This window comes from Xanthomonas sp. NCPPB 3582 (assembly GCF_041475735.2).
In the GTDB taxonomy this organism is placed as follows: domain Bacteria; phylum Pseudomonadota; class Gammaproteobacteria; order Xanthomonadales; family Xanthomonadaceae; genus Xanthomonas; species Xanthomonas codiaei.
Genome location: NZ_CM192968.1, coordinates 4,395,943 through 4,421,061 on the forward strand (window position 1 = coordinate 4,395,943; position 25,119 = coordinate 4,421,061).

Sequence of the window (25,119 nt, forward strand, 5' to 3'; positions counted from 1 at the left end):
CGCCCCCCCCCCTGAGCAACGATCATCGTGCTGGTTGTCTGACCATGATGCCCGCTAACGCGCACGATAAGACGCTGATCCATACCAAATAAATGAAACTGCTCCCGTCAACTCGACCCCGTCAGTTCACACCATGCCCCGCTGTTGTTGATGGTCGCGCTCGTGCTCCACGGTCGCACTTTGAGATTGCTGGACCTGTGCTTCACCAATTTCCCGTAGACGAGCTGCATGCTGCTCAACCAGTGTATTCAGCACCTCATGCATGCTTCCATGCGCTCGAAGATGCGCGGGGTTGTTCAAGTCACCTTGGACCACAAAAAATCGCTCACCTCTTGCTGCCGAGCCGGTCGCCTCGTTCAGCAAAATATGATCCACGCGCTGCAAGTTGTGATTTGCGGCCGCTACTGCAGCGCCATAGGTCAATCGCTCACTGCTGTCGTCGTACTTCCTGCCAAGTCCTTCTTCCAAGCGGCGAACCGCTCCCTCAGCGCTCTTCTGGATGGATTCGTACCAATCGGAGGCTTTCTCACGCAGGTTCTGCGGCTTAAGGGAATCTAACGAGCCTGGCTCTTTCTCCGCCGCAGGCAGTGGATTGCCTGGCGCTGTCGGCTGCTGAGCTTCCAGCTGGCGAATGGTTTTGACCAACTCTCTTGGCGTCTCGATCGACAAGAACTCAGTAGCGTCCAGCTTATTCCCCGTAACGCTGGTGACAGTATCGCTAGCCCAGCCTGCGCAGGTTGTCGTTGGACCCCACGTCACGTTCTGCTGGAGCGCTATCTCAAGCTCTTTGGCCTGTTCGGGAGTAAGTGCGTAATAGCGACTCGCTGTCACATCGGAGCCGGCTTCCCGCCCCTCTCGTATATCAGTGGCTTTGGGATCACTCTGCCCTCGCCGAACAATGTCCGGGTGACTATCCGGCCATAATCCGTAATAACTTACTTCTCCGTTTCGCGAGACAGTCAGCCACGCATGGCCGTCGGTGAACTTATCGAACGCACCTCCATTCGCCTGCGTGTTTGGATCAACCCAGCTGTGCACTCCTAGCACGATCCGGTCAGCCATTTCCCACTCCTTTAGATGTCAAACGACTGGATACCGTCACCGTGCACAATGCGCACGCGATTTCCCGTGAATGGAATGACCACCCTTCCCACAGAAGGTGAAAGCCCCGGCATCAAGTCGACCATCGCCTTGCATTGCTCGTGGATGGAGCACCGAAGAATCCTCACCGACAAAGAGCCATTCCCCACCTCATAGTCAGCACCCGCAACGTAATACTGACTCTCCAGTGGCACCTTGAAATCTATCTGCACATTCTCAGTGTCCTGCCTATGAACCGTTAGAGGAGACAATGACGACTGAGAGTATTGAACCGGCAAGTTGTTCTCCGCACATGCAGTGGTTGACACAGCCAGCACGGCCATCATCAATAAATTTGAATTTGTCATATCTTGCGTTCCATGTCGTAGATCCAATGCAAGTGTGCATTGTTGGTGAAACGACGTTAACGATTCATCAGCAGCACTGGCTGCAACTAACGCTATTCCTTGGTAGCTCAGAACGTGTTGACAGCGGCCATATAATTGATTCAACGAAGAAGTTTCGACTTCCTAACTACGTTCTGCGGAATGAGAATACCAGCAACCCGGCCCATTCTACGCAGCCACCTAGCCCAAGAAGTCAGGCCAACTTTAGTGAACCCAAGCCCGAGGCTTCCGGCACGCTATGGGAGGGCGCTACAAAGCTTGTCTTAAAGATCGTGCTGACTACGTCCTTCATTGCTATCGCTACATTAACTCAATCCGGAGCGTGCTCGCCTGATCGACGACGCGGCGGCATATCGCTGATCCCGTTGCCCAGCTAATCTGGATCAGCGTGGGCACTCTGCGCTAAGACCACATCCCTTCTGGCTTGCGCTTGGCAATGACCCGACTGAGCGATCCAACGCCTACCGCGCCTGCTCGATGAAGTTCTGCCCGACAAACAGCTCGCCAGCATCCAACTTCATCTACAGCAGCAGCGAGCTCTGGGCCACGATGCCTTCCGCGCGATGGTCGAAACCAAGACCCGCCGCTTTACGGGCGTCAGGCCCGCGCATCGGCCGCACAAGCCGAGAGCGATCGACTGATAAGTGAACCTGACCCCGTCACTCCGCCCGCTTCACGATAAAATTATGTATTCAACAGCCTTTTTAACAGGGCTTTTCCGCAGGCAGAGAATGGTTGGCTATTATGAACTTCACGCCACGCCCTTTCTATAAGCACTTGCTTGACCGGCTCGCTCTTTCCATCGGCAGAGTCTAATAGCCTACGAATAAGAGCAGCTAACAAAACCAAGGAAGCATGCGTAAGCAGATGATGGAGCATGCGAGCGAGAGCAACGCTAAGTGGATATCGATGCTGCGCTCGAAGCGGATGCGCAGCTTGCCCATCCCGGCGAACCAAGCGTGCGTGCGCTCGACAACCCAGCGATGCTGGCCCAGGCGGTCGTTGCGTTCGATGCCCTTGCGTGCAATCCGCGCAATGATGCCGCGCTGCTTGAGGGCATTGCGGCAACGGTCGATGTCGTAGGCCTTGTCGGCATGCAGTTTGCTTGGCCAGCGTCGCGCGCGCCCTGGTTTTCCACCGATCGCAGGCAATGCATCAAGCAACTCCTCGAAGACAACCGAGTCGTGTCGATTGGCACCGGTGACGCACACAGCCAGCGGCACGCCGTTGCGATCGACGATCAGATGCCGTTTGCTGCCGAGCTTGCCGCGGTCGGTTGGGTTTGGCCCTGTATACGAGCCCCCCGGGGGGAGGCCACGCTGGCGGCGTCCAGACTTGCTCGGCTCATATCCAGCTTGTCGGCGCGACGTAGCTCGGCCAGCAACACCTGATGGAGACGATGCCACACCCCGCTGGCTTGCCAATCACGCAACCGCCGCCAGCAGGTCATGCCGCTGCCATAGCCAAGTTCCGAAGGCAGGTCTTCCCACGGAATGCCCGTACGTAGCACATAGACGATGCCGTTGAGGGCCTGCTGATCACTGAGACGAGGCCGTCCACCTTTGGGGGAAGGCTTGACCTGCGGAATCAGTGGTTCGATGCGCTTCCACAGCGCAATTGGGATCTCGTTGCGACGTGCCATGCAGGCAATGTTGCCACCGACTCAACAAAATTCAAGGGTTTTGTTAGCCGCTCTAAGCTCCATCCGCTCTTTGCGCCGTTCAACCAGGCCAGGCCGATTTAGCTCTAGGACTTCCTCTGTAATTTTAGCAGCGTCGCTACTGGAAGCAGCCCACATCAATGGTCCGTGAAAATTAAAAAGTTCTTCGGGATCACACGCGTACGGATCTAAAACACCGAGTTTATCTGATTTTTTTGGTTGCAAATATCGCAAGCAATAGTGAGATTAGCCCATGAAAAACGAAGCGATGGATCAGCTGCTTTTGGCACTATGTGCTCGACATCGCCAAATGTCACGTGCATAAATGCACTTTCGCAATACGCACACTTCCCATTTGTTTCCGAGATAAGCGCCGCTTTAACTTCGGGATGCGAATATCTGGTCAAAAGATATTCAGTGATTTTTTCTCCTTCAGCTATCTTGCGCAGTAGCTCTTCTGTCCACAGGCGCCCTTTTCTGACCAAAATAGCGGGCTCTTTCGTCTTAATCAAGGCTATCAAGAGTTCCTCCCAACACTCAAGCCATCAACAGCATCAGGTAGAAAATCTGAAAGACCCCGTTCGGCTAGATCCTTATCTAGATCCCGTACAACCTGCTCTGTCAGGGGCATGCCCCTAAATTTATCTATACTAACTTGGAGTTCATGAGATGCCCAAACCGGAATCGTGGTGTCTAGGCCCAGAACATCTCGCAAAACCTCATTAGCAGAACCGGCCTTGTTTACGTGATCTAAGACTCGTGAATAAACACTAAGTTCGGGCGCAAGACCTGCAAGCGATGCTTCCAGTTTATTACTACGATAAGCCAGAACATTAACCACTGAGTCCCTAACCGCGGTAACAATAAATGGACTATGAGTAGCCACTACAAACTGCACATTGGGAAACGCTTTCAGCAGATTGGGAAGCAACTCTCGCTGCATTGAAGGGTGCAGGTGATTCTCGGGCTCATCAATAACAACAACAAATTCACTAGCCTGATCGGAGTATGTAAATATTTGCCAAGCTAGGAAAGGTCTGATCAACTCACCACAGATGCGCGACACTACCGCCTCATGTAGAGGATTCATCCATGCAGCTGACGTTCGGTGACGCTGAGGGCCTGGGCAAGCGCAAGCAGACCCGGCGCGAGATCTTCCTGGCCGAGATGGAGCAGGTTGTTCCGTGGCAGCAACTGCTCGGACTGATCGTGTCGCACTACCCGGTGTCGGGGCGGCCCGGTCGGCAGCCGTACGCATTGGCGACAATGTTGCGGATTCATCTGTTGCAGCAGTGGTATGCGTTGAGCGATCCGGCGATGGAAGAAGCGCTGCACGAGATCCCGACCTTGCGGCGTTTTGCCCAGCTCGGTGGGTTGGACGATATTCCCGACGAGACCACGATTCTCAACTTTCGGCGCCTACTGGAGACCCATGGCCTTGCCGCACGGATGCTGGAAGCGGTCAATGCGCATCTGGCGCGCAAGGGTCAGAGCCTGCGGTCGGGCACGATCGTCGATGCGACGCTGATCGCTGCGCCCAGTTCGACCAAGAACGCTGAGCATGCGCGCGACCCTGAAATGCATCAGACCAAGAAAGGGAATCAGTGGTATTTCGGGATGAAGGCGCACATCGGCGTGGATGAGTTTTCCGGGCTGGTACACCATGTCCATTGCACAGCGGCTAATGTCGCCGATGTCACTGTGACGCACGCATTACTGCATGGCAAAGAAGACAGCGTGTTCGGCGACAGCGGCTATACCGGCGCGGACAAACGCCAAGAACTGCGGGACTGCGAAGCAGCATTCTTCATCGCCGCCAAGCCCTCGACGATGCAAGGCATCGGCAACAAACGCGAGCGTGCTCGGGAACAGCGTTGGGAACACTTCAAGGCCAGCGTGCGCGCGAAGGTGGAGCATCCATTCCGGGTGATCAAGCGCCAGTTTGGCTACACCAAGGTCCGCTATCGCGGTCTGGCCAAGAACACGGCACAGGTGCTGACCTTGTTTGCGCTGTCAAACCTGTGGATGACGCGCAAGCAGTTACTACCTGTGATGGGGAGCGCGTGCCTGTAACCCGGGCGATTCCCAAGGAAAACGCCATAAATGGCGAGAACCCGAGGCTCCAAACGCGACTCTCCGGAGCGATGCCACATTCCGCCCTGTCAGGTATCGTTGTTCAGACCTTCCCTAGATCTACTACTGCCCCAACCCCGCCAGAAACAGAATCAAGAAGAAACTCACCGCTCCTAGTAATTAATACAACGTCAGGGGTTCTGATCTCCAGGGAAATAAACCCAAGTGTACTGTGAAGTACAGCCCTGAGCACTTCTATAAATCCAAGGTAAGACTTAAGTAAGTCAGGCCTACCCCGCACATAATCATTCCCTGCGCCGAAGGTGGCCATAGATATTAAGGCTTCCTTCATACGAAACATAGGTGAAACGCCGGAGTGGGCATGCCCGTGAACGTAGCGATTCATCTGCTCATTATAGTAATTATGAAATGCTTGAACAGCACCAATACCTGTGGTCGGAATTGAACCTATCTGCTGGTATCTAGAAGCTACACGGTGCGAAGGAATACTAATTCCTTGAATATGGGACTGCGGATTAATTGTTATCCCGTACTCCACCCCACCGGTTGGGCTGACTGAGAGAACAGCCTTTTGTCCGTTTGAATATGTGACGTACCCAAATTCAGAAGAAGCTTCGCTCTCCCCTCTTAGCCAACTAAACATACCCCTGATAACACCCGAGAGATAGCTTATTGAGCCGTCCCTGCCTTGACGAGGACTGGCAAGGTATGGACGAGCCCACCCAAGATGCTGCGTTAGCAATGAGAGGAGAGTGGTTTTTCCGGCTCCATTAGCGCCGGTTATTACCGTCAAGCGAGGGTGAATCTCAATATCGACATCATCGAACTGTCTCCACCCTTTTACAGCAAGCCTAGTGAACTTCATAAAATTCCCCTTTTCTCGCCAGCCTGCTTTCGCTGCCTGTAAAAGTGACTACAAAGAAGAAGGGGAGCTATGCTCCCCTTTCTGGCTCAAACCCCAACCGGATTCGCCTTCTCAGGATCGATCTTGTACTGCTTGATCGCCCGGGCCACATCCTTGCCGGTCATCTTGCCATCCTTCGCCAACGCGGCAATCGCCGCATGCGCGATGTAGTAGCGATCGACCTCGAAGAACCGACGCAGGTTCGCACGCGTATCCGAGCGACCGAACCCATCCGTGCCGAGCACGGTGTAGGTCATCGGCACGAACGAGCGGATCTGATCGGCGAACAGGCGCACGTAGTCGGTGGCGGCGATCGCCGGGCCCTGGCGGCCTTCCAGCAGCTGGGTGACGTAGGGCTTGCGCTGTTCGGCTTCGGGGTGCAGGCGGTTCCAGCGTTCGGCGTCGAAGCCGTCGCGGCGGACTTCGTTGAAGCTGGGGCAGGACCAGATGTCGGCGGTGACGCCGAAGTCCTTGTCCAACAGCTCGGCCGCGGCGATGGCCTCGCGCAGGATGGTGCCGCTGCCCAGCAGCTGCACGCGCAGTTCGCCCTTCTTGGGCTTGCCGGCGTCCTTGAGCAGGTACATGCCCTTGATGATGCCCTCGGCCGCGCCGTCCGGCATGCCGGGGTGGGCGTAATTCTCGTTCATCAGGGTGATGTAGTAGTACTCGTCCACCTGGTCTTCCATCATCGCCTTCATGCCGTGCTGCATGATGACGGTGACTTCATAGCCGAAGGTGGGGTCGTAGCTGCGCACGTTGGGGATGGAGCCGGCGATGACCTGGCTGAAGCCGTCTTCGTGCTGCAGGCCTTCGCCATTGAGCGTAGTGCGGCCGGCGGTGCCGCCGAGCAGGAAGCCGCGCGTGCGCATGTCCGCTGCCTGCCAGGCGATGTCGCCCACGCGCTGGAAGCCGAACATGGAGTAGTAAATGTAGAACGGCAGCATCGGCACGTCGGACACCGAGTAGCTGGTGCCGGCGGCCATCCACGAGGCGATGGCGCCCGGCTCGCTGATGCCCTGCTGCAGCACCTGGCCGGTCTGGTCTTCGCGGTAGTACATCAGCTGGTCGGCGTCGACCGGCTTGTACTTCTGGCCGAACGGGGCATAGATGCCGATCTGGCGGAACATGCCTTCCATACCGAAGGTGCGCGCTTCATCGGCCACGATCGGCACGATGCGCGGGCCCAGTTCCTTGTCGCGCAGGGCGATGTTGAGGCTCTGCACGAACGACATGGTGGTGGAATAGCTGCGCTCGCCGCTGTCCTTGAGCAGGCGCTCGAACTTGTCGAGCGTGGGCGCGACGAAGGACTTGCTGGCCTTGGGACGGCGCTGCGGCAGGTAGCCGCCCAGGGCACCGCGGCGCTCCTTGAGGTACTGCACTTCCGGGGAATCGTCGCCGGGGTGGTAGAACGGCACCTGGCCGTCTTCCAGCTGGGCGTCGGTCACCGGGATGTTGAAGCGGTCGCGGAAGTGCTTGACCGCCGCGTCGTCCAGCTTCTTGGTCTGGTGGGTGGGGTTGAGCGCCTCACCGGCCGAACCCATGCCGTAGCCCTTGACCGTCTTGGCCAGGATCACGGTGGGCATGCCCTTGGTGTTCACGGCCTGGTGGTAGGCGGCGTACACCTTGTGCGGGTCGTGGCCGCCACGGTTCAGGCGCCAGATGTCGTCGTCGGACAGGCCGGCGACCATGGCCGCGGTCTCCGGGTACTTGCCGAAGAAATTCTCGCGGGTGTAGGCGCCGCCGAAGGCCTTGCAGTTCTGGTATTCGCCGTCGACGGTTTCCATCATCAGCTTGGCCAGCACACCGTTGGTGTCCTTGGCCAGCAGGGCGTCCCAGTAACCGCCCCAGAGCAGCTTGATGACGTTCCAGCCGCCGCCACGGAACACGCCTTCCAGTTCCTGGATGATCTTGCCGTTGCCGCGCACCGGGCCGTCCAGGCGCTGCAGGTTGCAGTTGACCACGAAGATCAGGTTGTCCAGGCCTTCGCGGCCGGCCAGCGCGATGGCGCCGAGGGTTTCCGGCTCGTCGCTCTCGCCGTCGCCGATGAAGCACCACACCTTGCGGTCGGACTTCTCGATCAGGCCGCGGTTCTCCAGGTAGCGCATGAACTGCGCCTGGTAGATCGCGCCCAGCGGGCCCAGGCCCATCGACACGGTGGGGGTCTGCCAGAACTCGGGCATCAGCCAGGGGTGCGGGTAGGAGGAGATGCCCTGCCCGTCCACTTCCATGCGGAAGTTGTCCAGCTGCGATTCGCTGATGCGGCCTTCGAGGAAGGCGCGGGCGTAGATGCCCGGGGCGCTATGGCCCTGGATGTACAGGAGGTCGCCCGGGTGCTGGTCGCTGGGGGCGCGCCAGAAGTGGTTGAAGCCCACGTCGTACAGGGTGGCGCTGGAGGCGAACGAGGCGATGTGGCCGCCCAGGTCGCCCGGCTTGCGGTTGGCCCGCACGACGGTGGCCATGGCGTTCCAGCGGATGATGGAGCGGATCTTCCACTCCAGCGCGGCATCGCCGGGGCTCTTGGCCTCGTTGGCCGGGGAAATGGTGTTGACGTACTCGGTGGTGGGCGAGAACGGCAGGTAAGCGCCCGCCCGGCGGGTCTGCTCGACCATGCCTTCCAGCAGCTGATGGGCGCGCTCAGGGCCTTCGACATCGATGACGGCCTTGATCGATTCGAGCCACTCCTGCGTCTCGAGCGGGTTCGGATCGTTGTGCAGCACTTCGTTCAACCAGTTCATTAGCGCTCCCGGAGGGGACACACCCCGCGGGTGTGTCGACATCGTGAATTCGTGAACCCCCAAGTGTACCGCACGCACCTCTTGCCAATCCTCGCTACGGTGGCGTACGGAACGGGACGGTGTCGTGCGTAGGTGGGGTGTCGATGCGGGCTGAGGCGAGGACCAGGCGCAGCGGGCGCGGCCGGCGTACGACCAAAGGATGAGGGCCACCACACGGCGGCGGCGCCGCATGCGCCCTTCTCCGATCGGGGCATTTTCCTCTTCATGGGGGAGACGGTGCGTCGCAGGGGCGGATGAGGGGCGCCTCCGGTATCTGCCAATGCCTGGAACGACAAACGCGTCGCCACGCGCCTTCAGAAGCGAAGCGACGACTTCTTTGCTCGTATCCCAACCCCCGCTCCGCGCCCCGGCCCGCGCTTGCGGCGCGGGCGCTCCGAGGCACGCGCGCCAGTGGCGCGCAAGCCATGTCTACTCGCCCCGCAGGAAAAGGGGCGCTTGATCCTTGCTTCGAGAGCTTCCCTCCTCCCGCCGGGACATTGTCCTCCTTCGTGGAGGATGAGGTGCCCCGCAGGGGCGGATGAAGGTGCGGGCGAAGCTCGCGCAGTTGAGACATCGTGAGTGGCTTCGCCCCGTACCCTCGCCCCAACCCCCGCTCCGCGCCCCGACCCGCGCTTGCGGCGCGGGCGCTCCAAGGCACGCGCGCCGGTGGCGCACAAGCCGCGCCTTCTCGCCCCGCAGGAGAGGGGCTTTGGTGCACCCGATCAGAAGGCTTGCAGCGCTTCGGTGAGCTGGCCGTTGGTATTGACTGCGCCCTTGGTGTAGTGCTCCCAGCCGGGATAGGCGTTGGGTTCCCAATAGAACACGCCGAGCACGCGCGAGCCGATATTCGTGCTGCGGTTGAGCAGGTTGGTCAGCATGGCGCGGGTGGTGGCGGCCTGCTGCCAGTCCATGCCGACCTCGGCCACGATCACGTCACTGTTGTAGCGGGCGATCATGTCGCGCATGTTGGTTTCCAGCTGTGCGTTGGTCTGCTGCCAGCTGCCCGGTTCCGGGTAGTGCGACATGCCGATGACATCCCACTTGCCGCCGGCCGAGCGCAGGTTGTCGAAGAACCAGCGGAAGTTGCCGTTGTCGTAGCCATTGGCCAGATGCACGATGACCTTGGCGCTGGGGTACACCGCCTTGGCGGCGTCGTAGCCACTGTTGATCACCTGCGCCATGGTGGCGAAGTTCACCGGCGGTGGGCAACTGCCGCAGAACATGCCTGCATTGATCTCGTTGCCTACCTGCACCCAGGTGACGGTAATGCCGTTGTCCTTGAGGTACTTGAGGATGCCCTGGGTATGGCTGTAGACGTCGGTGTTGAGCTGGGCCTGCGAGTGGTTTGCCCAGGCCGCAGGCCGGAACTGCTTACCCGGGTCGGCCCAGCTATCGCTGTAGTGGAAATCGATCATGATGCGCATGCCCTGCGCGGCGGCGAGCTTGGCCTTGTACAGGGTGTCGCGTCCGTCGTTCCAGCCACCGGACGGATTCACCCACACCCGCAGACGGATCGCGTTGCCGCCGACATCCTTGAACAGTTTGAAGAAGCTGGTGTCGTGCCCTGCCGCATCGCGGAATGTCTGGGGTGGGTTATGCGCGGCCTGCTGGGTGATCCAGCTGACATCGGCGCCCTTGGCAATACCCTGCGCGTAGGCGCCGGCACTGAAGACAGACAACAGCAACACCAACAGCACGCGGCCGTAGCCGAATTGAAAAACACTCATGAATTGCTCCCTTGATCGATGGATGTCGCGCCAGGCGGCGCCCTGTCGGGTCCCCCAGATCCCGTTACGCGTTTGCGGCAACGCAGGCGTTGGATCGCGTCTGCCCTGCCTCACCGCAAACCGGCGGCGATTCAAACATGGCGCTGCAACACGCTCGAGGTCGCTATAGCTGAGCCGCCATTGCGGCATATATCAGTGCAGGAAAATGCTGAGCGGGCGGTGGCCGCGTTACCCCGACGTTGTGCGGGTGCAGCAGGAAACCCGTGCACGACTGCGCGAGCGAATGAAAAAACGCCGGGCTGGCCGGCGTTGTTCTTGCAGGTCTGAGTGGCGCAACGGCATGGCCAGCACATCGCCAGGACGACGCGAAGGAGGACTGGCAAAGGCCTGAGCCTCCATCGCAGCGGCTACCTCAGCCCATTGCGCGTGCGCCCTGCTGCTGTTGCTGGGTCTGCTGTTGCTCAAGGGCCACCGACTGACGCGCGGCATTGTCGGCCACGCGCTGGCTGCTCTGCTCGAGCGAGGTGTTGATGGCGGTCATGGTGTCCACGCTGACGCGCAGCTGCCCGGGATCGTCCACGCGCCCCTGCACGGCAAACGTGCGCGCAGCGTCCGGGCTCATCATCACCGCATCGATGCGCTGGCCGCCGGCGGCATGCATTTCCGAGGCCAGTACGCCGGCCAACTGGGTACTGTGCTGATCGGGACTGCGGCCGGTACGCGCATCCTGCGCATGGACGCCGCGCTGCGCGTCCTGGAACAGCGCATTGCCTGGGTGCCCCGGCTGGTCGATGCGCAATGATGTGTGGTCGTTGCCATGCTCGCGCGCATCGCGCCTGGCCGGCTCGCCAGGAGCGAGCGGGCCGCGGATGGCATCGATGGCGTCCTGCCCGAAGCCCCGCGCGCTACGCGTGAGGATGGTGGTGCCGGTGCGCAGCCCATCTATGTCGCTGCGGTATTCGTCGATCATGCGCGCGTTCTTTTCAGCGAGCGGACGCGCGTTGGGATCGGTGAGCGCAGAGTGCTCGCCGAGAAAGTTGCCCAGCTTGTGTGCACCCAACGACGCCGTCGCGGCCGACAGCGGCTCATCCGGAATCAGGAAATTGGCTTTGCTATTGCTGTAGCCAGATGCGCTCAAGGCGATCATTTCAGTAGGCTTGGCATAAATGCGCACTTGGCCGAAATGCGGTGATGCCGCGCTCACCGGATCGGAGGCCATGACGTGATTGATCACGCTGTTGCCGCCTTCGGGAATCCGGTAGCTCAGGCTGGCGGCGCCGTAGGCGTTGAAGGTCTCGCCCTTGAGGTCGTAGTGATGCGCAGAGATCTGCGCGAGCGCGCCGCCGAGGGAATGGCCAGTGACGGTGACTTGGGGTGTACGCCCCTCTTCCTTGCCAATTTCCTTTGCATAATCCAGGGCATGCTTGGTCAATGCCAACGCATCGGCGGCCTGCGGGTTGGTCCGCGAGGTAACCATGGTTGCATCGGTGAGGATGTCATTGAGTGCGCCCTGGGTACCGCGATGCGCAACCACAATCTCGCCGGTGCCCTCGCGTTGGTAGATCGTGCCCTGGTAGCCATTGGCCTTGTTATTGACATGCTCGACAACAGCGTAGCGCTGTCCTTCGATCGTCACGATCTCTTCTTGCCCAGGAGCGCGACGGCCTACCGCGCGATCCTTGTAGACGTCATCGGATAGACCGGCATATTGCGGGGACGGGATGGTCATGGCGCAACTTCCTTGGCGGCCAGCGTGATGGTGAAGAGCTTGTCGCGGATCTCTGGCTTGAATTCCTCGGCATGCTGCTTGCCCATATCCGGGAAGTTGCTCATTTCGGAGCGCGGATAACGCTCGCTCCAGTAGTACTCCATTGACGCCTGCTGCGCAGTCACCGTCTTGGCATCGATGAACGACAGGAAGCGGGTTTCTTCCTCGGCGCCGGTGGCCTTGAGCATGACGCTGGTGCCGCTGAATTCCCAATGGCAAACGCCGCGGCCGTAGTAGTCCTCATCCTGCATGAGATCCAGATAGACGGTGCCGCGATACTCGGTATCGGAGACTTTCTTCAAAGCGACGTCTTCCTGGCTGGTGATGCGTTCGCCGGTACCGGTGGCAGGATTGATCTTGCCGCACGCCTGCTCGTTGCTGACATCGTATTGCGCCGCCGCCTGCACCAGGCCGAACGCGCCCGGGGCGTTGTCCAGCGTAAGCGTGATCTCGAAGGCCTTGCGCGGGCTTGGGTTCACCTTCGCCAGGCCGCGGCCGCCGGCCTCCACATCGGCTTCTGCGGCGGCTTCGGTGGCGGGGGATTGGGTCTGGGTCATGCTGGTCTCCGGGGCGTTACAGGCCGTGAGCAATAGGGCCAGCAGGCTGGGGGTCAGAATCTGGCGCAAGGCCGGCCTCCGTGGCAGTTGGGCCGCCAATCTAGTTCGGCTGCGTCTGCAGGGTCAATGAAGAGCAGGTGAGGACGAGGCCGCTTGGAGACCTTGTCGCGCCGGGCAAAAGTGCCATGATCGGCGGCATCGACCGACAGGGAGCGCGTGTCATCGTCACCTCCGTCCCCCGCCCCGAGGCCAGCGCCCAGCCACCCCCGGTGACCCCGCGCGTGCACTGGCGCAACAGCCTGCGCGTGCGGGTGCTGCTGGCCGCCACCGCGCTGCTGGTGGTGCTGCTGGCGGTGCTGGGCACGGTGTTCTACCTGGGTGCGCGCGCAGAGCTGGTGGAGGCGGCGCGTACCGAGGTGGACGGGCTGACCGAGCAGACCGCACGCAGCCTGGCGGCAATGCTGGATTCGGTGCAGGTCAGCGGCCGTACGCTGGCAGCCAGTAGCAGCGCGGTCGGGCTGCAGCCGTTCAACCTGCGCGCACTGCTGATGGCCACGCTCAGCGGCGATCTGGATATCGGTGCGGCGCGCCTGATCATCGAGCCACGCACGCAGAAGGCCGACGACACCGGCTTTGTCTGGAACGTGCACCGCGATGGCACGCGCATCGTGGAGCGCTCTGCGCTGGAGGTAGGCTACGACTACCGCGCGATGCCGTGGTACCAGCGCACCCAACGCGATGGCCGGGCGTGGTGGTCCGAGCCGTATCTCAACAGCAATGGCGGCAATGCGCTGTACACCAGCTACAACCTGCCACTGCGGCGGCCCGGCGATGCGCCGGACGCAGCGCCGGTGGGCATGGTGAGCGTGGACCTGCCGCTGCAGCATCTGCGCGAGATCATCGACCAGCTACCGCGCGATATCGGCATCCAGCCGATGCTGCTGTCGCCGGAAGGCAGGCTGGTCTTCAGCCCGGACCCGGCGCTCAACCTGCATCACACGCTGGACAGCTATGTCACGCGCTCGCGGCCGGACCTGCGGCCGTTGCAACGCGCGGTGGCGGCCGGCCAGCCGATTTCGTTTTCGCACACCGCGCCCGATGGCGAACGCTTCCTCACCCATAGCGCAGCGGTGGGGCGCAGCGGCTGGACCTTCGTGCTCTCTGCCTCCGAAGCCTATGTGCTGTCGGGCCTGAACTGGCTGGCGGCGTGGGTGGCGGTGGCGGCCTTGCTGGGGGCGGTGGTGTGGTGGTGGCTGATGCGGCGAATCACCCGCTCGCTGACGCGGCCGATCGAAGAATTGACCGACACCGCCGAGCACTTCCGGCGCGGCGAATTCGAGTACCCGCTGCGGCATATCGAACGCGAAGACGAAGTGGGCGTGATGGCGCGCGCCTTCGACAGCGCACGCGATGCGATCCGCCAGCATATCGGGCAGATCGGCGAGATGACCGCCGCGCGCGAGCGCATGCACAGCGAGCTGCAGATCGCGCGCGAGATCCAGCAGGCCATGCTGCCGTCCGGGCGCACCTTCGACCGTGCCAGCTCGCACCTGGAAACCTGCGCATGGCTGGAGCCGGCCAAGGCGGTGGGCGGCGATTTCTACCATTTCTTCGAGACCGAGCCGGGCCTGCTGTGGTTCGTGGTCGGCGATGTCTCCGACAAGGGCGTGCCGGCGGCGCTGTTCATGGCGCGCGCGGTGAGCGTGCTGGAAATCGCCGCACGCCGGCACACGCGCCCGGACGGCATCCTGATTGCCGCCTCCACCCGCCTGGCCGAGAACAACGACACCTGCATGTTCGCCACCGTGCTGTGCGGGCTGATCAATGTGGTGAGCGGCGACTACTGGCTGGCCAGCGCCGGGCACGAGCCGCCGCTATTGATCGATATCGATGGCAAGGCCTGCCCGTTGCCGCTGGAAACCGGGGCCCCGCTGGGCATCGAGCCGCAGCTGGCCTACCCGGTGCTGCAGGGGCGCATGAGCGCCGGGCAGACCCTGCTGGGCTATACCGACGGTGTGACCGAGGCGATGGACGAGCAGGGCGCCAGCTATGGGCTGGAGCGCCTGCTCGGTGCATTGCGGCCACGCCGCAGCGCGGCGGCGCAATGCAAGGCGGTGATCGCCAATATCGCCCACTTCACCGGCAAGGCCGACCCCTACGACGACATCACGCTGCTGGCGATCCGGCTACGGCAGGAGCATGCTGGGCGGGTGGCAGAGGCTGGCCGGGAACATCCCGGAAAGGCAACGACCCCATGAAGCTCGATCTGGCCATCGCCCCGTCGCTGGCCCAACTGGCCGGCGCCAACGACGCGCTGGAAGATTCGCTGACGCGCGAAGGCCTGCATGCCGAGCGGATCGGCCAGGTGCGGCTGATCGTGGAAGAGCTCGGCTGCAATGCGCTCACCCACGGCCAATGCGCGGAGCAACCGCTGCGCCTGCAGCTGCAGCTCGACCCGCAGGCGCTGGTGCTGGAGATGCACGACCCCGGCACCGCCTTCGACCCCTGCGGCGCCGCCATGCCCAATGTGACCGGCGAGCTCGACGATCGGCAGATTGGCGGCCTGGGGTTGTTTCTGGTGCATCAGTTCGCCGATCACATCGACTACCGCCGCGATGGTGCATACAACATCGTGCGCATCACCCTGCTGCACCCGTACGCCCCTGTCCCCGAGGCTTTGTCATGACCACGCTCGCCATTCAGATCGACCCGCCGCAAGACACCCGTCAACGCGTCATCCTGACCGGGCGGCTGGACACCCACACCTACCAGGACCTGGATGCGGCGCTGTCGCCGCTGCTGGGCACCCGCATCACCACCCTGGTGCTGGACCTGGCCGCACTGGAATACATCTCCAGCGCCGGCATCCGCAGCATCTTCAAGGCGCGCAAGGCGCTGGCCACGCGCCACGGCAAGGTGCTGGTCTCGCACCCGCAGCCGCAGATCCGCAAGGTGTTCGACATGGTCAAGGCCGTGCCGCTGAGCGATGTGTTCGCCTCCACCGAAGAGTTGGACGCCTACCTGGCGGCAATGCAGCGCAAGGTGATCGAACAGAGCGCGCAGAGCGACGCGCCGATCGTGCCGCATTTCGCCGAGGCCTAGGCTTGCATCGCCTGCGCATACACGTGGGGACGTGTGCGCGCAGGAGTTGCAGCGCGGGTTGGTTAGGCTATGGCGCCCCGCCCTGCGCGTTGCCATGCCTGCGCTGATCATCTTCGATTTCGACGGCACCCTGGCCGATTCGTTCGGTTTTTTCCTGGACGCGCAGCGCGAGCTGGCCGCGCGGCATGGGTTCCGCGCGGCCGAACTGGACGAAGTGGACGCCGCGCGCCAGCTGAGCACGCGTGCGCTGATCAAGCGGTCCGGATTGCCTGCCTGGAAGGTTCCGCTGGTGGCGGCCGACTTCATCCGGCTGATGCGCGCCGCGCCACCGTCGGCGTTGTTTCCCGGCATTGCGCAGGCAGTGAACGCGCTGCATGCCGCTGGAACGCGGCTGGCGGTGGTGTCGTCCAACTCGGTGGAGAACGTGCAGCGCGTGTTGGGAGAGGAGCTGAGTACGAGGTTCGCCCTCATCGAAGGCGGCGCGCATCTGCTGGGCAAACAACGCGCCCTGCGCCATGTGCTGCGCGCCACCTCGCACACTCCGGCACAGGCGATCTACGTGGGCGATCAGGTTGCCGATTGGGAAGCGGCCCAGGTGCTGGGCCTGCCGTTCGCTGCGGTGGCCTGGGGCTATGCGCATCCGGAGGTGTTTGCCGGATTAGCCGGCACGCAGCTGATCGAGCGGGTGGAAGAGCTGCTTGCGCTGGGCGTGCGCTAGCTGTGATCTCTCAGTAGGTTGTTCATCCGGGGCCGATCTGGAAGATGGGGGTTACCACACCAACCCAGCCCCCAGGAGCCCCGGATGAACCTGCATAAACATGCCCGTTTGACGCCGCGAGGTCGAGCTTTGCTCGTGCAGCGCATCGTGGTGCACGGCTTGCGAGTGGAAGAGGCCGCGCACGCCAGTGGCGTGAGCGTGCGGACCGCCTACAAATGGCTGGCGCGCTACCGCCTGCTCGGAGATGACGGCCTGCAGGACCGTTCTTCGCGCCCTCAACACTGTCCGCATGCCACGCCGCCGGAACTGGTCGAGCAGATCCTGCAGCAACGCCGACAACGCGCCACCTATTGGCAGATCGCCACCCACCTGAACGTGGGCCACAGCACCATCGCGCGCATCGTGCGCCGTGCCGGCCTGCATCGCCTGGCCGAACTGGAACCCAAGCCCCCTGTCGTGCGCTACCAATACCCCCAGCCTGGCGGCATGTTGCATCTGGACATCAAAAAGCTCGGGCGCTTCCAGCAAGCCGGCCATCGCGTCACGGGGGACCGTACCCAGACCAGCCGAGGCGCCGGATGGGAGTATGTCCATGTCGCCATCGACGATCACTCCCGCGTTGCCTTTACCAGCCTGCATCCAGATGAGTGCGGTGTTAGTGCCTGCCGGGCGTTGATCGCCGCATTGCGCTACTACCGTAGCCTGGGCGTGACCTTCCAGCGGGTGTTGACCGACAACGGCGCCTGCTATCGCTCCAAGGCCTTCGCCCGCACCATCCGGCGCCTCAACCTCAGGCACTACCGCACCCGCCCCTATACCCCACGCACCAACGGCAAGGCAGAACGCTTCATCCAGACGGCATTGCGCGAGTGGGCTTATGCCCACCGCTACGACAACTCCGAGCAACGTGCCGCGCACCTATTGCCCTGGCTCCATCACTACAACTGGCATCGGCCCCATGCCAGTCTCGGAAAACGCCCCCCTATCTCCCGCATCCACATTCCACTGAACAACGTGGTGGGTTTACACAGCTAGCACTAGGCGTAGCCCTCATCCGCCCTTCGGGCACCTTCTCCCACAAGTGGGAGAAGGAATCTGCGACAGCTGGTAGCCGACCGCTGAGGTGGGGCTGTGCTCGATGCGCTATTGCCGCATCGACGTCGACGCGTCTTTGCCGGGAAGGCCGCGCTTCGCCGCGTGTTGCGTACCACCTCATGTAGTACGGCACAGGCAATCTCTGTGGGCGATCGAGCTGCCGTGGAAAGCGAGCCAGGTCCTGGAGTCGCCGTTCGTTTCCTGTGTTGCTGTTGCTGATTTGCTATTGCTGTTGTTGCTGCTGCTCTTTTTGCTTCTGCTTTTGTTGGTGTTGTTACTTTTTTTAGTGTTGGTGTTGATGGTGCTGTTGATGCTTTTGCCGTTGTTGCTGGTGTTTCTATTGCTATTGCTATTGATGTTGCTGTCGCTGTTGCCTGAGCATTTAGCCTCATCCAAGTCGCCTTAGAGCGGCTAACAAAACCCTTGAATTTTGTTGAGTCGGTGGCAACATTGCCTGCATGGCACGTCGCAACGAGATCCCAATTGCGCTGTGGAAGCGCATCGAACCACTGATTCCGCAGGTCAAGCCTTCCCCCAAAGGTGGACGGCCTCGTCTCAGTGATCAGCAGGCCCTCAACGGCATCGTCTATGTGCTACGTACGGGCATTCCGTGGGAAGACCTGCCTTCGGAACTTGGCTATGGCAGCGGCATGACCTGCTGGCGGCGGTTGCGTGATTGGCAAGCCAGCGGGGTGTGGCATCGTCTCCATCAGGTGTTGCTGGCCGAGCTACGTCGCGCCGACAAGCTGGATATGAGCCGAGCAAGTCTGGACGCCGCCAGCGTGGCCTCCCCCCGGGGGGCTCGTATACAGGGCCAAACCCAACCGACCGCGGCAAGCTCGGCAGCAAACGGCATCTGATCGTCGATCGCAACGGCGTGCCGCTGGCTGTGTGCGTCACCGGTGCCAATCGACACGACTCGGTTGTCTTCGAGGAGTTGCTTGATGCATTGCCTGCGATCGGTGGAAAACCAGGGCGCGCGCGACGCTGGCCAAGCAAACTGCATGCCGACAAGGCCTACGACATCGACCGTTGCCGCAATGCCCTCAAGCAGCGCGGCATCATTGCGCGGATTGCACGCAAGGGCATCGAACGCAACGACCGCCTGGGCCAGCATCGCTGGGTTGTCGAGCGCACGCACGCTTGGTTCGCCGGGATGGGCAAGCTGCGCATCCGCTTCGAGCGCAGCATCGATATCCACTTAGCGTTGCTCTCGCTCGCATGCTCCATCATCTGCTTACGCATGCTTCCTTGGTTTTGTTAGCTGCTCTTAAAGCAAGCCGAGCACCGCAGTCACGCGTGGCCGAAGAGGCGCCCTTGTCTGAGCGCAGCGAGTTTGGGCGCCGTGCCGCGCGTGGCGAGGAGCGCAGGGGACCGGCGCGGCTGTATCGCGCCGGATTGCGTCGGCGACAGCGGTTTTGGTGACTTTTGCCAAGACAAAAGTCACCCGCGCCGCAAGGCGCGGAAGCCTTTGCTCTTGCTCCAGAGCTCTTTACTCTACAGCCCTTTGCGCCAACATCCTTTGCCCGAAGAGCTCCTTGCGTCAAAGTACCCGCACCTGCACCAAAAACCCTGCCTCACCCCTCTACGTCAAGCGCACGCTTCCAGGCCCTCGACAAGATCCCCACCACTACACCCCACCCGAGCGTGGCAACGGCGCCGGCACGTTCAACATCCCACCGGCCGCCACATAGGCTGCCAGCGCCTGGCCCTGGCTCAGCAGATGCCCGTGCATGGTGCGCTCCGCGCCTTCCGCATCGCCGCGCCGCACGCACTCCATCAGCTGCCGATGCTCGGCCAGCGATTGCGCCATACGCCCTGGAGTCAGCAGCTGACGTCCGCGATGCATCTTGAGGATGCGGTGCAGGTCGTGGGTGACGCGGATCAGCCATGGATTGCCGGCGTAGTGCTGCACCGTTTCGTGGATCAGATAATTGTTGCGGTAGTACTCGGCCAGATCGCCGGAAGCGGCCGAGACCTCCATCGCCGCATGCAACTCCTCCAGCCGCTGCACACCGGCTGGGTCGATGCGCTTGACCGCATCGTGCGCGCAGCGGCCTTCCAGCATCGCCATCACCGGAAACAGCTGGTTGAGGTCTTCCAGCGTCAGCCGCGTGACCCGGCTGCCGCGACCGGCGTCGAGCTGCACCAGGCCTTCGGCCGCGAGCAGCTTGAGACTCTCGCGCAAGGGGGTGCGGCTGATGCCGAGCTCTTCGGCCAGCGCAGGCTCGTCGATCCATTCGCCCGGCGGCAATGCGTAGTCGTAGATCTTCTGGCGCAGGCGCTCGGCCACTTCCTCGTACAGCGGTACGCGCTTCTTGGCGCTGCGCGAATCAGGGGCGAGGGTCATGGTGAGCAGGTCGTCGGCAGCGGAACGGAGGCCCCCATTCTAGCGGGGCGCCCCCGGACCCTGCCCGATGCCGCCTGCGTCACAGCCAACCCGGCACCACGAACACCAGCCACGCTACCAGCGGCCCCAACACCACCACCAGCCCGCTATAGACCAGGAAGCGGCGGAACAGGCCATCGCGCTCTTCCTTGGCGGCCGAGGCCACCACCAGCGCGCCATTGGTGGAGAACGGGCTGACATCGACGATGGTGGACGACACGGCCAGCGCGCAGATCACCCCGGCCGCGCCGAGCTGGCCCTGCATCAGGAACGGCACTGCCAGCGGAATGGTGGCGCCCAGCACCGCCGCCGACGAGGCGAATGCGGACACGATGCCGCCCACATAGCAAACCAGCAGCGCGCCGAGCAGCGGCATGCCGATCTGCGAGACGCCGGTGCCGATGTAGTCCACCGCCCCGGCTTTTTCCAGCACGGCCACATAGGTCACCACGCCACTGATCAACAGCACCGTGGACCAGCTGATGCCGTCCACCGCGCCCTTCTGCGCATTGGGCGAGATCAGCGCCAACGCCACGGCAACGGTGATCGACACCAGGCCGACATTGAGGTTGTAGACCAGCGCGGCGATGCCCAGGCCGAGCAGGCCGATCAGGGTGATCACCCGGTCGCGGGTGATGGCCACCGCCTCCAGGGCCAGTGGGTCGGTGGACAAGGTGCCGCCACCGGCAGCGACCAGCGCACCATGGCCTTCGATGGCGAAGCGGCGTTGCGAGGCCTGATCGCCGGTGACCGGCACGTACTGCGCATCGGCCAGCGACATCTCCTGCCGGCGCATCAGCTTGAGTCCGCCGAAGGCGCAGAAGCAGATGATCGCCATCATCAGGTTGAAGCCCAGGCTGGTGAGAAACACCGCCATTTCGGTGACATCCAGCCCGGCCTTTTCCACCACCTTGTTGGTGATGCCGCCATACACGCTGATCGGCGAGAAGCCGCCACCCTGCGCGCCATGGATCACCAGCAGGCCCATCATCAGCGGATTGATGCGGTACTGCTTGGCAAAGCGCAACGCGACCGGGCCGATGATGGCCACCGCCGCTGGCCCCAATGCACCGAAGGCGGTGAGCAGGCCGGTGATGACGAACATCACCCATGGAATGGCCACGATGCGCCCGCGCACCGCACGCACCGCCCAGTGCACCAGCAGGTCGATGGTGCCGTTCTTCTGCGCGATGGCGAACAGATAGGTGATGCCGACCAGGGTCAGGAACAGGTCGCCGGGAAAACCGGCCAGCACCTCCTTGCCGTCCAGCCCCACCCACACCCCGCCGACGATGAACGCCAGCGCGAAGGCCACCGCACCCATGTTGATGGGCAGTGCGGTCGCCACGACGAACATGACAACCAGACCAAGAATCGTTGCAATTTGCGGGGTCATGCGCCCTCCCAGACACCTGATTCGCGTACAGCACGGATGGCCACCCGCCATCCAAGGGTCACGCCGCGGATGCCACCTGCCAGTTCTTCATGCCGCGCGCTCGCAGGCGGCGGCGACCCACTGCACGACGCCATGGGTGCTGTGGAACTCATCGACCGAGCGCGCTTCGCACTCGGGCACGACCTCGCGCACCATGCGCGCCAATGCGCTGCCCGGGCCGAGTTCGAGGAACACGCGCGCACCGCGTTCGGCCGCCTGCACCAGCACGTCGCGCCAGCGCACGGTCTGCGCGATCTGTGCCGACAGGCTGTCGATGACCAGTGCCGGCGTGGTCACCGCGCGCGCATCGATACCGGCCAGCACGCGCAGCGCTGGCGCGCGCAGTGCCACCTTGTTCAATTCGATTGCGAACGCATCGGCTGCCTCGCGCAGCCACGGCGTATGCGCGGGCACGCTGACCGGCAACACGGTGGTGCGCGCACCGCGTGTCTGCGCCTCTTCGCCCAGCGCCTGCAAGACGGCGCGTGGGCCGCCGAGCACGGCATGGTCGTCGCCATTGATGATGGCAAGTGCGGCGCCATGGCTGTTGCAGAGCGATTCGAGCGTGGTGAGCGGCAGGCCGACCACCGCCATCAGCCCGGCGTGCGCGGGGCTGGCGGCATCCATCAGGCGGGCGCGGGTGGCGGCCAGCTGCAGGCAGGTGGCGATCTCCATGCTGCCGGCCACGGCATGCGCGGCGAGTTCGCCAACGCTGTAGCCCAGCGCCATCGATGGCGTCGGCAGCTGCTGGCGCAGTGCCTGCCACTGCGCCAGCGTCCCTGCGCACACCAGCGGCTGGGCGATGGCATTGGCATAGCGGCCGGGGTCGGCCGCCAGGTGCTGGGACGAAGTGCCAAGTAGCTTGTCCGCGAGCACGACGACGTCGGCTGCAGCCGGCGTCTCCGCTGCCCGCGCGAACATGTCCGGCTGCTGGCCGCCTTGGCCGGGGCAGAGGACGGCCAGGCTCATGGGGTTGCTCGGTGGCATGTGGTCGGATGATGGCTGCGAGAGCTGCCCTCATCCGCCCTACGGGCACCTTCTCCCGTGGCCGGGAGAAGGATAGTCATCTGCGTGGGAGCAGACGCTGCGGCGCGGCTGCATGCGCTTGTTTGCTGGGCGAACGTTACGACCGCCGCAGCGCTGCCCTCATCCGCCCTTCGGGCACCTTCTCCCGCGGCTGGGAGAAGGATGGTCATCTGCACGGCGGCGGACGCTGCGGCGTGGCTGCATGCGCTCGTGTATTGAGCGGACGTTACGACCGCCGCAGCGCTGGCCTCATCCGCCCTTCGGGCACCTTCTCCCGTGGTCGGGAGAAGGATGGTCGTCTGCGCGGCGGCGGATGCTGCGGCGTGGCTGCGTGCACTCGTGCGTTGAGCGGACGTTACGACCGCCGCAGAGCTGCCCTCATCCGCCCTTCGGGCACCTTCTCCCGTGGTCGGGAGAAGGGTGGTCGTCTGCGCGGCGGCGGATGCTGCGGCGTGTCTGCGTGCGCTCGTTTGCTGGGGGAACGTTACGACCGCCGCAGAGCTGCCCTCATCCGCCCTTCGGGCACCTTCTCCCGTGGCCGGGAGAAGGATGGTCATCTGCGCGGCGGCGGGTGGGGGGCTGTGGCGATTCATGCGTGCTCCTGGCAGTGCACAAACCACGCGCAGGCCAGCAGATCGGCACTGCCGCCGGGGCTGAGCCGGCGCTGGACAAAGCCATCGCCGATGACAGCCAGCTGCTCGCGCCAGTTCGGCTGCGCGGTGCCGCCATCGGCAAGAAAGCGATGTGCCTGCGCCTTGGCATAGGCCAGTCCCTCTGCACCACCGCGATGCAACAGATTGAGATCGTCCACCTGTGCGACCAACTGCATCAGAGTATGCGCGAGCGCGGCCTCTCGCGTGGCGCCGGTGGCCAGCCGGGTACGCAAGGCCGGCAGCGCCACCTCGTGCAGCAGCGGATAGCCCATCGCCGCCTGCTCGCGCACGCCGCTGACCTTGTGCTGCGCACGCATGCGCTGGCCGTTGCTGCGCGGATCCAGCGGTGCGGCCAGCAAGGCCTCGCGCCAGAGCTGCACACCGTGGCAGACAGCGTCGGCTGCCGGCGCGCGCGCGTGGGCAGCGCGCAGGCGCGCGGCCTGCGCGATGAGCAGGCCAAGGCTGAAGATGGCGCCACGGTGCGTATTGATGCCGCCGGTGGCGCGCAGCATTGCTGCCTCGGCGGCAATGCCAAGATCGCGCAGCCGGGCGAAGGGCGCGTTGTCGATGCCGGCCTGAGCGATGGCGACAAAATAGCCACGCAGTGCAAACAGGCTGCGCAGGAAGGTGGATGCGTCCATGTCAGTGTGGCTGCCGCTATCGAACGGCGTCACCAGGCCAGGCTTGGGTGCACACGCCAGCTCGGCATGCAACGCGCCAACCGCAAGCCGGCCAAGGCGATGTGCCAGCGGGCTGGCGTGGACCTGGCCACAGGACGATGGCGGGTGGCGGAATGCTGCGTGCGCTGCGTGATCGCGCGCCAGCGTGCGCAACACGCGCGCTTGCAATGGCGCGCCGTTACTCGACTGCAGCCACGCCGCGGCAGTTGGCGCTGCGACGGGCTGATGCCGGTCATCCGCATGTCCAGGCTCAACGTCGTTACGTTCGGCAGTGGGCGTGGAGGCCTTGGATCGTTCCGTCATCGCATGCCCTGCAAGGCGCAGCGAAGGCAGCCGACCGATCGGCTGCGCATCATCGCGCTGTGCGGCTGCACGTTGGGCATCACGCCTGCCTTGCAGCCGCGTCTTCATGCCGCGCTCCAGACCGGAAACAAGGCGGCCCGCGGCAGCAGGCGGCAGCCGCTGCTGGACTTCACCAGCACCTGCTGCGCACTGCTGGCGTATTCGCGCCAGTTCACGGCCAGGTCGTCGGGCAGCAACAGCTCACCGTCGGCGCGTTGCCCATGGCGCTGCTCCCAACGCTGCAGCAGCGCGACCACGGCATGCGCCTGTTCGGGTGTTTCGAGCGTCCATAGCAGGTCCAGATCCGATTGCCCATGCACATAGCCCAGGCCGGTCACTGCCTGCCAGGCGAAGCTGCCGAACACGCGCGGTTGCAGGCCATTGGCCTGACATTGCGTCAGCAGGGCCTGCAAGGCCGGTTGCGCCGTCTCCGGAGCGTGCGCGAGCACCGCCTCCAGTGCCAGCGGCGCAGTGCAGCGCGCAATGTCCTCGACACGCGCGCTCAGCGCCAGGCGCTGCTTGTCTTCTGCAGGCGACAACGGCACGCCCAGGCGCAGCGTGTCCGGCGCCTGCCTGGCGTCGCGGCGCGCCACCACCGCCGGCAGGCCGGCGGCAAACCACTGCTGCAGCCGCGGCTGCGCGCCGGGCGTGAGCGCCTGCCACTGCGCGGCAGGGCGCAACCACACCAGGGCGTGGCGGCCGATCATG

Annotated in this window: 22 protein-coding genes; 8 read left to right on the top strand and 14 right to left on the bottom strand. The window is 63.2% G+C overall.

Annotated elements, in window-relative coordinates; all coding sequences use genetic code 11:
* Positions 1–126: 126 nt before the first annotated feature.
* The 4 genes from ACCQ05_RS18635 to ACCQ05_RS18650 form a co-directional block, all read right to left on the bottom strand.
* The gene (locus ACCQ05_RS18635) at positions 127–1,062 is read right to left on the bottom strand and encodes an XVIPCD domain-containing protein (RefSeq protein ID WP_372392054.1); all 936 of its coding nucleotides are present in this window, start codon (positions 1,060–1,062) and stop codon (positions 127–129) included.
* A 1,261-nt stretch (positions 1,063–2,323) separates the two neighbouring features.
* A protein-coding gene (locus tag ACCQ05_RS18640; RefSeq protein WP_372390521.1) for an IS5 family transposase occupies positions 2,324–3,129 on the bottom strand; the annotation gives its coding sequence in 2 pieces (ribosomal slippage) (positions 2,324–2,799 and positions 2,799–3,129; 807 coding nt in all).
* 206 nt (positions 3,130–3,335) lie between these two features.
* A complete protein-coding gene (locus ACCQ05_RS18645) occupies positions 3,336–3,668 on the bottom strand; it encodes an HNH endonuclease (protein ID WP_372392055.1) in 333 nt (110 codons plus the stop codon).
* Complete coding sequence (locus ACCQ05_RS18650; RefSeq protein WP_372392056.1) at positions 3,665–4,237, bottom strand: AAA family ATPase; 573 nt, start codon at positions 4,235–4,237, stop codon at positions 3,665–3,667. The genes ACCQ05_RS18645 and ACCQ05_RS18650 overlap by 4 nt, the downstream gene beginning before the upstream one ends.
* A gap of 2 nt (positions 4,238–4,239) precedes the next feature.
* On the opposite strand from ACCQ05_RS18650, the gene ACCQ05_RS18655 reads away from it, so the two are divergent.
* Positions 4,240–5,220 (top strand): IS5 family transposase, encoded by a 981-nt coding sequence (locus ACCQ05_RS18655; protein ID WP_057684394.1) that lies wholly within the window; start codon positions 4,240–4,242, stop codon positions 5,218–5,220.
* 103 nt (positions 5,221–5,323) lie between these two features.
* On the opposite strand, the gene ACCQ05_RS18660 is transcribed toward ACCQ05_RS18655, so the two are convergent.
* The 5 genes from ACCQ05_RS18660 to ACCQ05_RS18680 form a co-directional block, all read right to left on the bottom strand.
* Complete coding sequence (locus tag ACCQ05_RS18660) at positions 5,324–6,106, bottom strand: AAA family ATPase (protein ID WP_372392057.1); 783 nt, start codon at positions 6,104–6,106, stop codon at positions 5,324–5,326.
* Positions 6,107–6,192: 86 nt separating this feature from the next.
* A complete protein-coding gene (aceE, locus tag ACCQ05_RS18665) occupies positions 6,193–8,880 on the bottom strand; it encodes a pyruvate dehydrogenase (acetyl-transferring), homodimeric type (protein ID WP_104544200.1) in 2,688 nt (895 codons plus the stop codon).
* Positions 8,881–9,641: 761 nt separating this feature from the next.
* Positions 9,642–10,646: a glycosyl hydrolase 53 family protein gene (locus ACCQ05_RS18670; protein WP_372392058.1), complete on the bottom strand. Its 1,005-nt coding sequence runs from the start codon at positions 10,644–10,646 to the stop codon at positions 9,642–9,644.
* 412 nt (positions 10,647–11,058) lie between these two features.
* Positions 11,059–12,375, bottom strand: a complete 1,317-nt coding sequence (locus tag ACCQ05_RS18675; protein ID WP_372392059.1) for an XVIPCD domain-containing protein — start codon at positions 12,373–12,375, stop codon at positions 11,059–11,061.
* On the bottom strand, positions 12,372–12,971 hold the full coding sequence (locus ACCQ05_RS18680) for a hypothetical protein (RefSeq protein WP_372394175.1): 600 nt from the start codon (positions 12,969–12,971) through the stop codon (positions 12,372–12,374). The genes ACCQ05_RS18675 and ACCQ05_RS18680 overlap by 4 nt, the downstream gene beginning before the upstream one ends.
* Positions 12,972–13,156: 185 nt before the next feature.
* Between ACCQ05_RS18680 and ACCQ05_RS18685 the strand changes: the two genes are divergently transcribed.
* The 7 genes from ACCQ05_RS18685 to ACCQ05_RS18715 all read left to right on the top strand — a co-directional run bounded on the left by ACCQ05_RS18685 (position 13,157) and on the right by ACCQ05_RS18715 (position 19,150).
* Positions 13,157–15,229 carry a SpoIIE family protein phosphatase gene (locus ACCQ05_RS18685; RefSeq protein WP_372392060.1) on the top strand — a complete coding sequence of 691 codons (2,073 nt, stop codon included), beginning with the start codon at positions 13,157–13,159 and terminating at the stop codon, positions 15,227–15,229.
* On the top strand, positions 15,226–15,657 hold the full coding sequence (locus ACCQ05_RS18690) for an ATP-binding protein (protein WP_064507488.1): 432 nt from the start codon (positions 15,226–15,228) through the stop codon (positions 15,655–15,657). The genes ACCQ05_RS18685 and ACCQ05_RS18690 overlap by 4 nt, the downstream gene beginning before the upstream one ends.
* A complete protein-coding gene (locus ACCQ05_RS18695) occupies positions 15,654–16,073 on the top strand; it encodes an STAS domain-containing protein (RefSeq protein ID WP_104544208.1) in 420 nt (139 codons plus the stop codon). Before ACCQ05_RS18690 ends, ACCQ05_RS18695 begins: the two co-directional genes overlap by 4 nt.
* A 94-nt stretch (positions 16,074–16,167) precedes the next feature.
* Positions 16,168–16,791 (top strand): HAD hydrolase-like protein, encoded by a 624-nt coding sequence (locus ACCQ05_RS18700; RefSeq protein ID WP_372392061.1) that lies wholly within the window; start codon positions 16,168–16,170, stop codon positions 16,789–16,791.
* Between the two features lie 84 nt (positions 16,792–16,875).
* Positions 16,876–17,826: an IS481 family transposase gene (locus ACCQ05_RS18705; protein ID WP_372360283.1), complete on the top strand. Its 951-nt coding sequence runs from the start codon at positions 16,876–16,878 to the stop codon at positions 17,824–17,826.
* A 103-nt stretch (positions 17,827–17,929) separates the two neighbouring features.
* Positions 17,930–18,292 carry a hypothetical protein gene (locus ACCQ05_RS18710; RefSeq protein ID WP_372392062.1) on the top strand — a complete coding sequence of 121 codons (363 nt, stop codon included), beginning with the start codon at positions 17,930–17,932 and terminating at the stop codon, positions 18,290–18,292.
* 52 nt (positions 18,293–18,344) lie between these two features.
* Positions 18,345–19,150 (top strand): IS5 family transposase gene (locus ACCQ05_RS18715; RefSeq protein WP_372390521.1). Its coding sequence is split into 2 segments (ribosomal slippage): positions 18,345–18,675 and positions 18,675–19,150, totalling 807 coding nucleotides; the frame shifts between segments, so codons are not numbered across the junction.
* A 366-nt stretch (positions 19,151–19,516) separates the two neighbouring features.
* On the opposite strand, the gene ACCQ05_RS18720 is transcribed toward ACCQ05_RS18715, so the two are convergent.
* The 5 genes from ACCQ05_RS18720 to mdcG all read right to left on the bottom strand — a co-directional run bounded on the left by ACCQ05_RS18720 (position 19,517) and on the right by mdcG (position 25,118).
* Entirely contained in the window at positions 19,517–20,236 is a 720-nt protein-coding gene (locus tag ACCQ05_RS18720; protein WP_228961669.1) for a GntR family transcriptional regulator, read from the bottom strand.
* A 79-nt stretch (positions 20,237–20,315) separates the two neighbouring features.
* Positions 20,316–21,671, bottom strand: coding sequence for an SLC13 family permease (locus ACCQ05_RS18725; protein WP_104543481.1), 1,356 nt, complete (start codon positions 21,669–21,671; stop codon positions 20,316–20,318).
* 87 nt (positions 21,672–21,758) lie between these two features.
* Positions 21,759–22,679, bottom strand: coding sequence for a malonate decarboxylase subunit epsilon (gene mdcH / locus ACCQ05_RS18730; protein ID WP_372392063.1), 921 nt, complete (start codon positions 22,677–22,679; stop codon positions 21,759–21,761).
* Positions 22,680–23,325: 646 nt separating this feature from the next.
* A complete protein-coding gene (gene mdcB, locus ACCQ05_RS18735; protein ID WP_372394177.1) occupies positions 23,326–24,138 on the bottom strand; it encodes a triphosphoribosyl-dephospho-CoA synthase MdcB in 813 nt (270 codons plus the stop codon).
* A 338-nt stretch (positions 24,139–24,476) separates the two neighbouring features.
* On the bottom strand, positions 24,477–25,118 hold the full coding sequence (mdcG, locus tag ACCQ05_RS18740; protein ID WP_372392064.1) for a malonate decarboxylase holo-[acyl-carrier-protein] synthase: 642 nt from the start codon (positions 25,116–25,118) through the stop codon (positions 24,477–24,479).
* Position 25,119: the final 1 nt, after the last annotated feature.

Coding starts and splice junctions, on each gene's coding strand:
- mdcG (WP_372392064.1), bottom strand. CDS start 25,118: ATGATCGGCCGCCACGCCCTGGTGTGGTTGCGCCCTGCCGCGCAGTGG.
- ACCQ05_RS18695 (WP_104544208.1), top strand. CDS start 15,654: ATGACCACGCTCGCCATTCAGATCGACCCGCCGCAAGACACCCGTCAA.
- ACCQ05_RS18710 (WP_372392062.1), top strand. CDS start 17,930: ATGCGCTATTGCCGCATCGACGTCGACGCGTCTTTGCCGGGAAGGCCG.
- ACCQ05_RS18690 (WP_064507488.1), top strand. CDS start 15,226: ATGAAGCTCGATCTGGCCATCGCCCCGTCGCTGGCCCAACTGGCCGGC.
- ACCQ05_RS18705 (WP_372360283.1), top strand. CDS start 16,876: ATGAACCTGCATAAACATGCCCGTTTGACGCCGCGAGGTCGAGCTTTG.
- ACCQ05_RS18700 (WP_372392061.1), top strand. CDS start 16,168: ATGCCTGCGCTGATCATCTTCGATTTCGACGGCACCCTGGCCGATTCG.
- ACCQ05_RS18720 (WP_228961669.1), bottom strand. CDS start 20,236: ATGACCCTCGCCCCTGATTCGCGCAGCGCCAAGAAGCGCGTACCGCTG.
- aceE (WP_104544200.1), bottom strand. CDS start 8,880: ATGAACTGGTTGAACGAAGTGCTGCACAACGATCCGAACCCGCTCGAG.
- ACCQ05_RS18725 (WP_104543481.1), bottom strand. CDS start 21,671: ATGACCCCGCAAATTGCAACGATTCTTGGTCTGGTTGTCATGTTCGTC.
- ACCQ05_RS18655 (WP_057684394.1), top strand. CDS start 4,240: ATGCAGCTGACGTTCGGTGACGCTGAGGGCCTGGGCAAGCGCAAGCAG.
- ACCQ05_RS18660 (WP_372392057.1), bottom strand. CDS start 6,106: ATGAAGTTCACTAGGCTTGCTGTAAAAGGGTGGAGACAGTTCGATGAT.
- ACCQ05_RS18680 (WP_372394175.1), bottom strand. CDS start 12,971: ATGACCCAGACCCAATCCCCCGCCACCGAAGCCGCCGCAGAAGCCGAT.
- ACCQ05_RS18670 (WP_372392058.1), bottom strand. CDS start 10,646: ATGAGTGTTTTTCAATTCGGCTACGGCCGCGTGCTGTTGGTGTTGCTG.
- ACCQ05_RS18675 (WP_372392059.1), bottom strand. CDS start 12,375: ATGACCATCCCGTCCCCGCAATATGCCGGTCTATCCGATGACGTCTAC.
- mdcH (WP_372392063.1), bottom strand. CDS start 22,679: ATGAGCCTGGCCGTCCTCTGCCCCGGCCAAGGCGGCCAGCAGCCGGAC.
- ACCQ05_RS18685 (WP_372392060.1), top strand. CDS start 13,157: ATGATCGGCGGCATCGACCGACAGGGAGCGCGTGTCATCGTCACCTCC.
- ACCQ05_RS18635 (WP_372392054.1), bottom strand. CDS start 1,062: ATGGCTGACCGGATCGTGCTAGGAGTGCACAGCTGGGTTGATCCAAAC.
- ACCQ05_RS18650 (WP_372392056.1), bottom strand. CDS start 4,237: ATGAATCCTCTACATGAGGCGGTAGTGTCGCGCATCTGTGGTGAGTTG.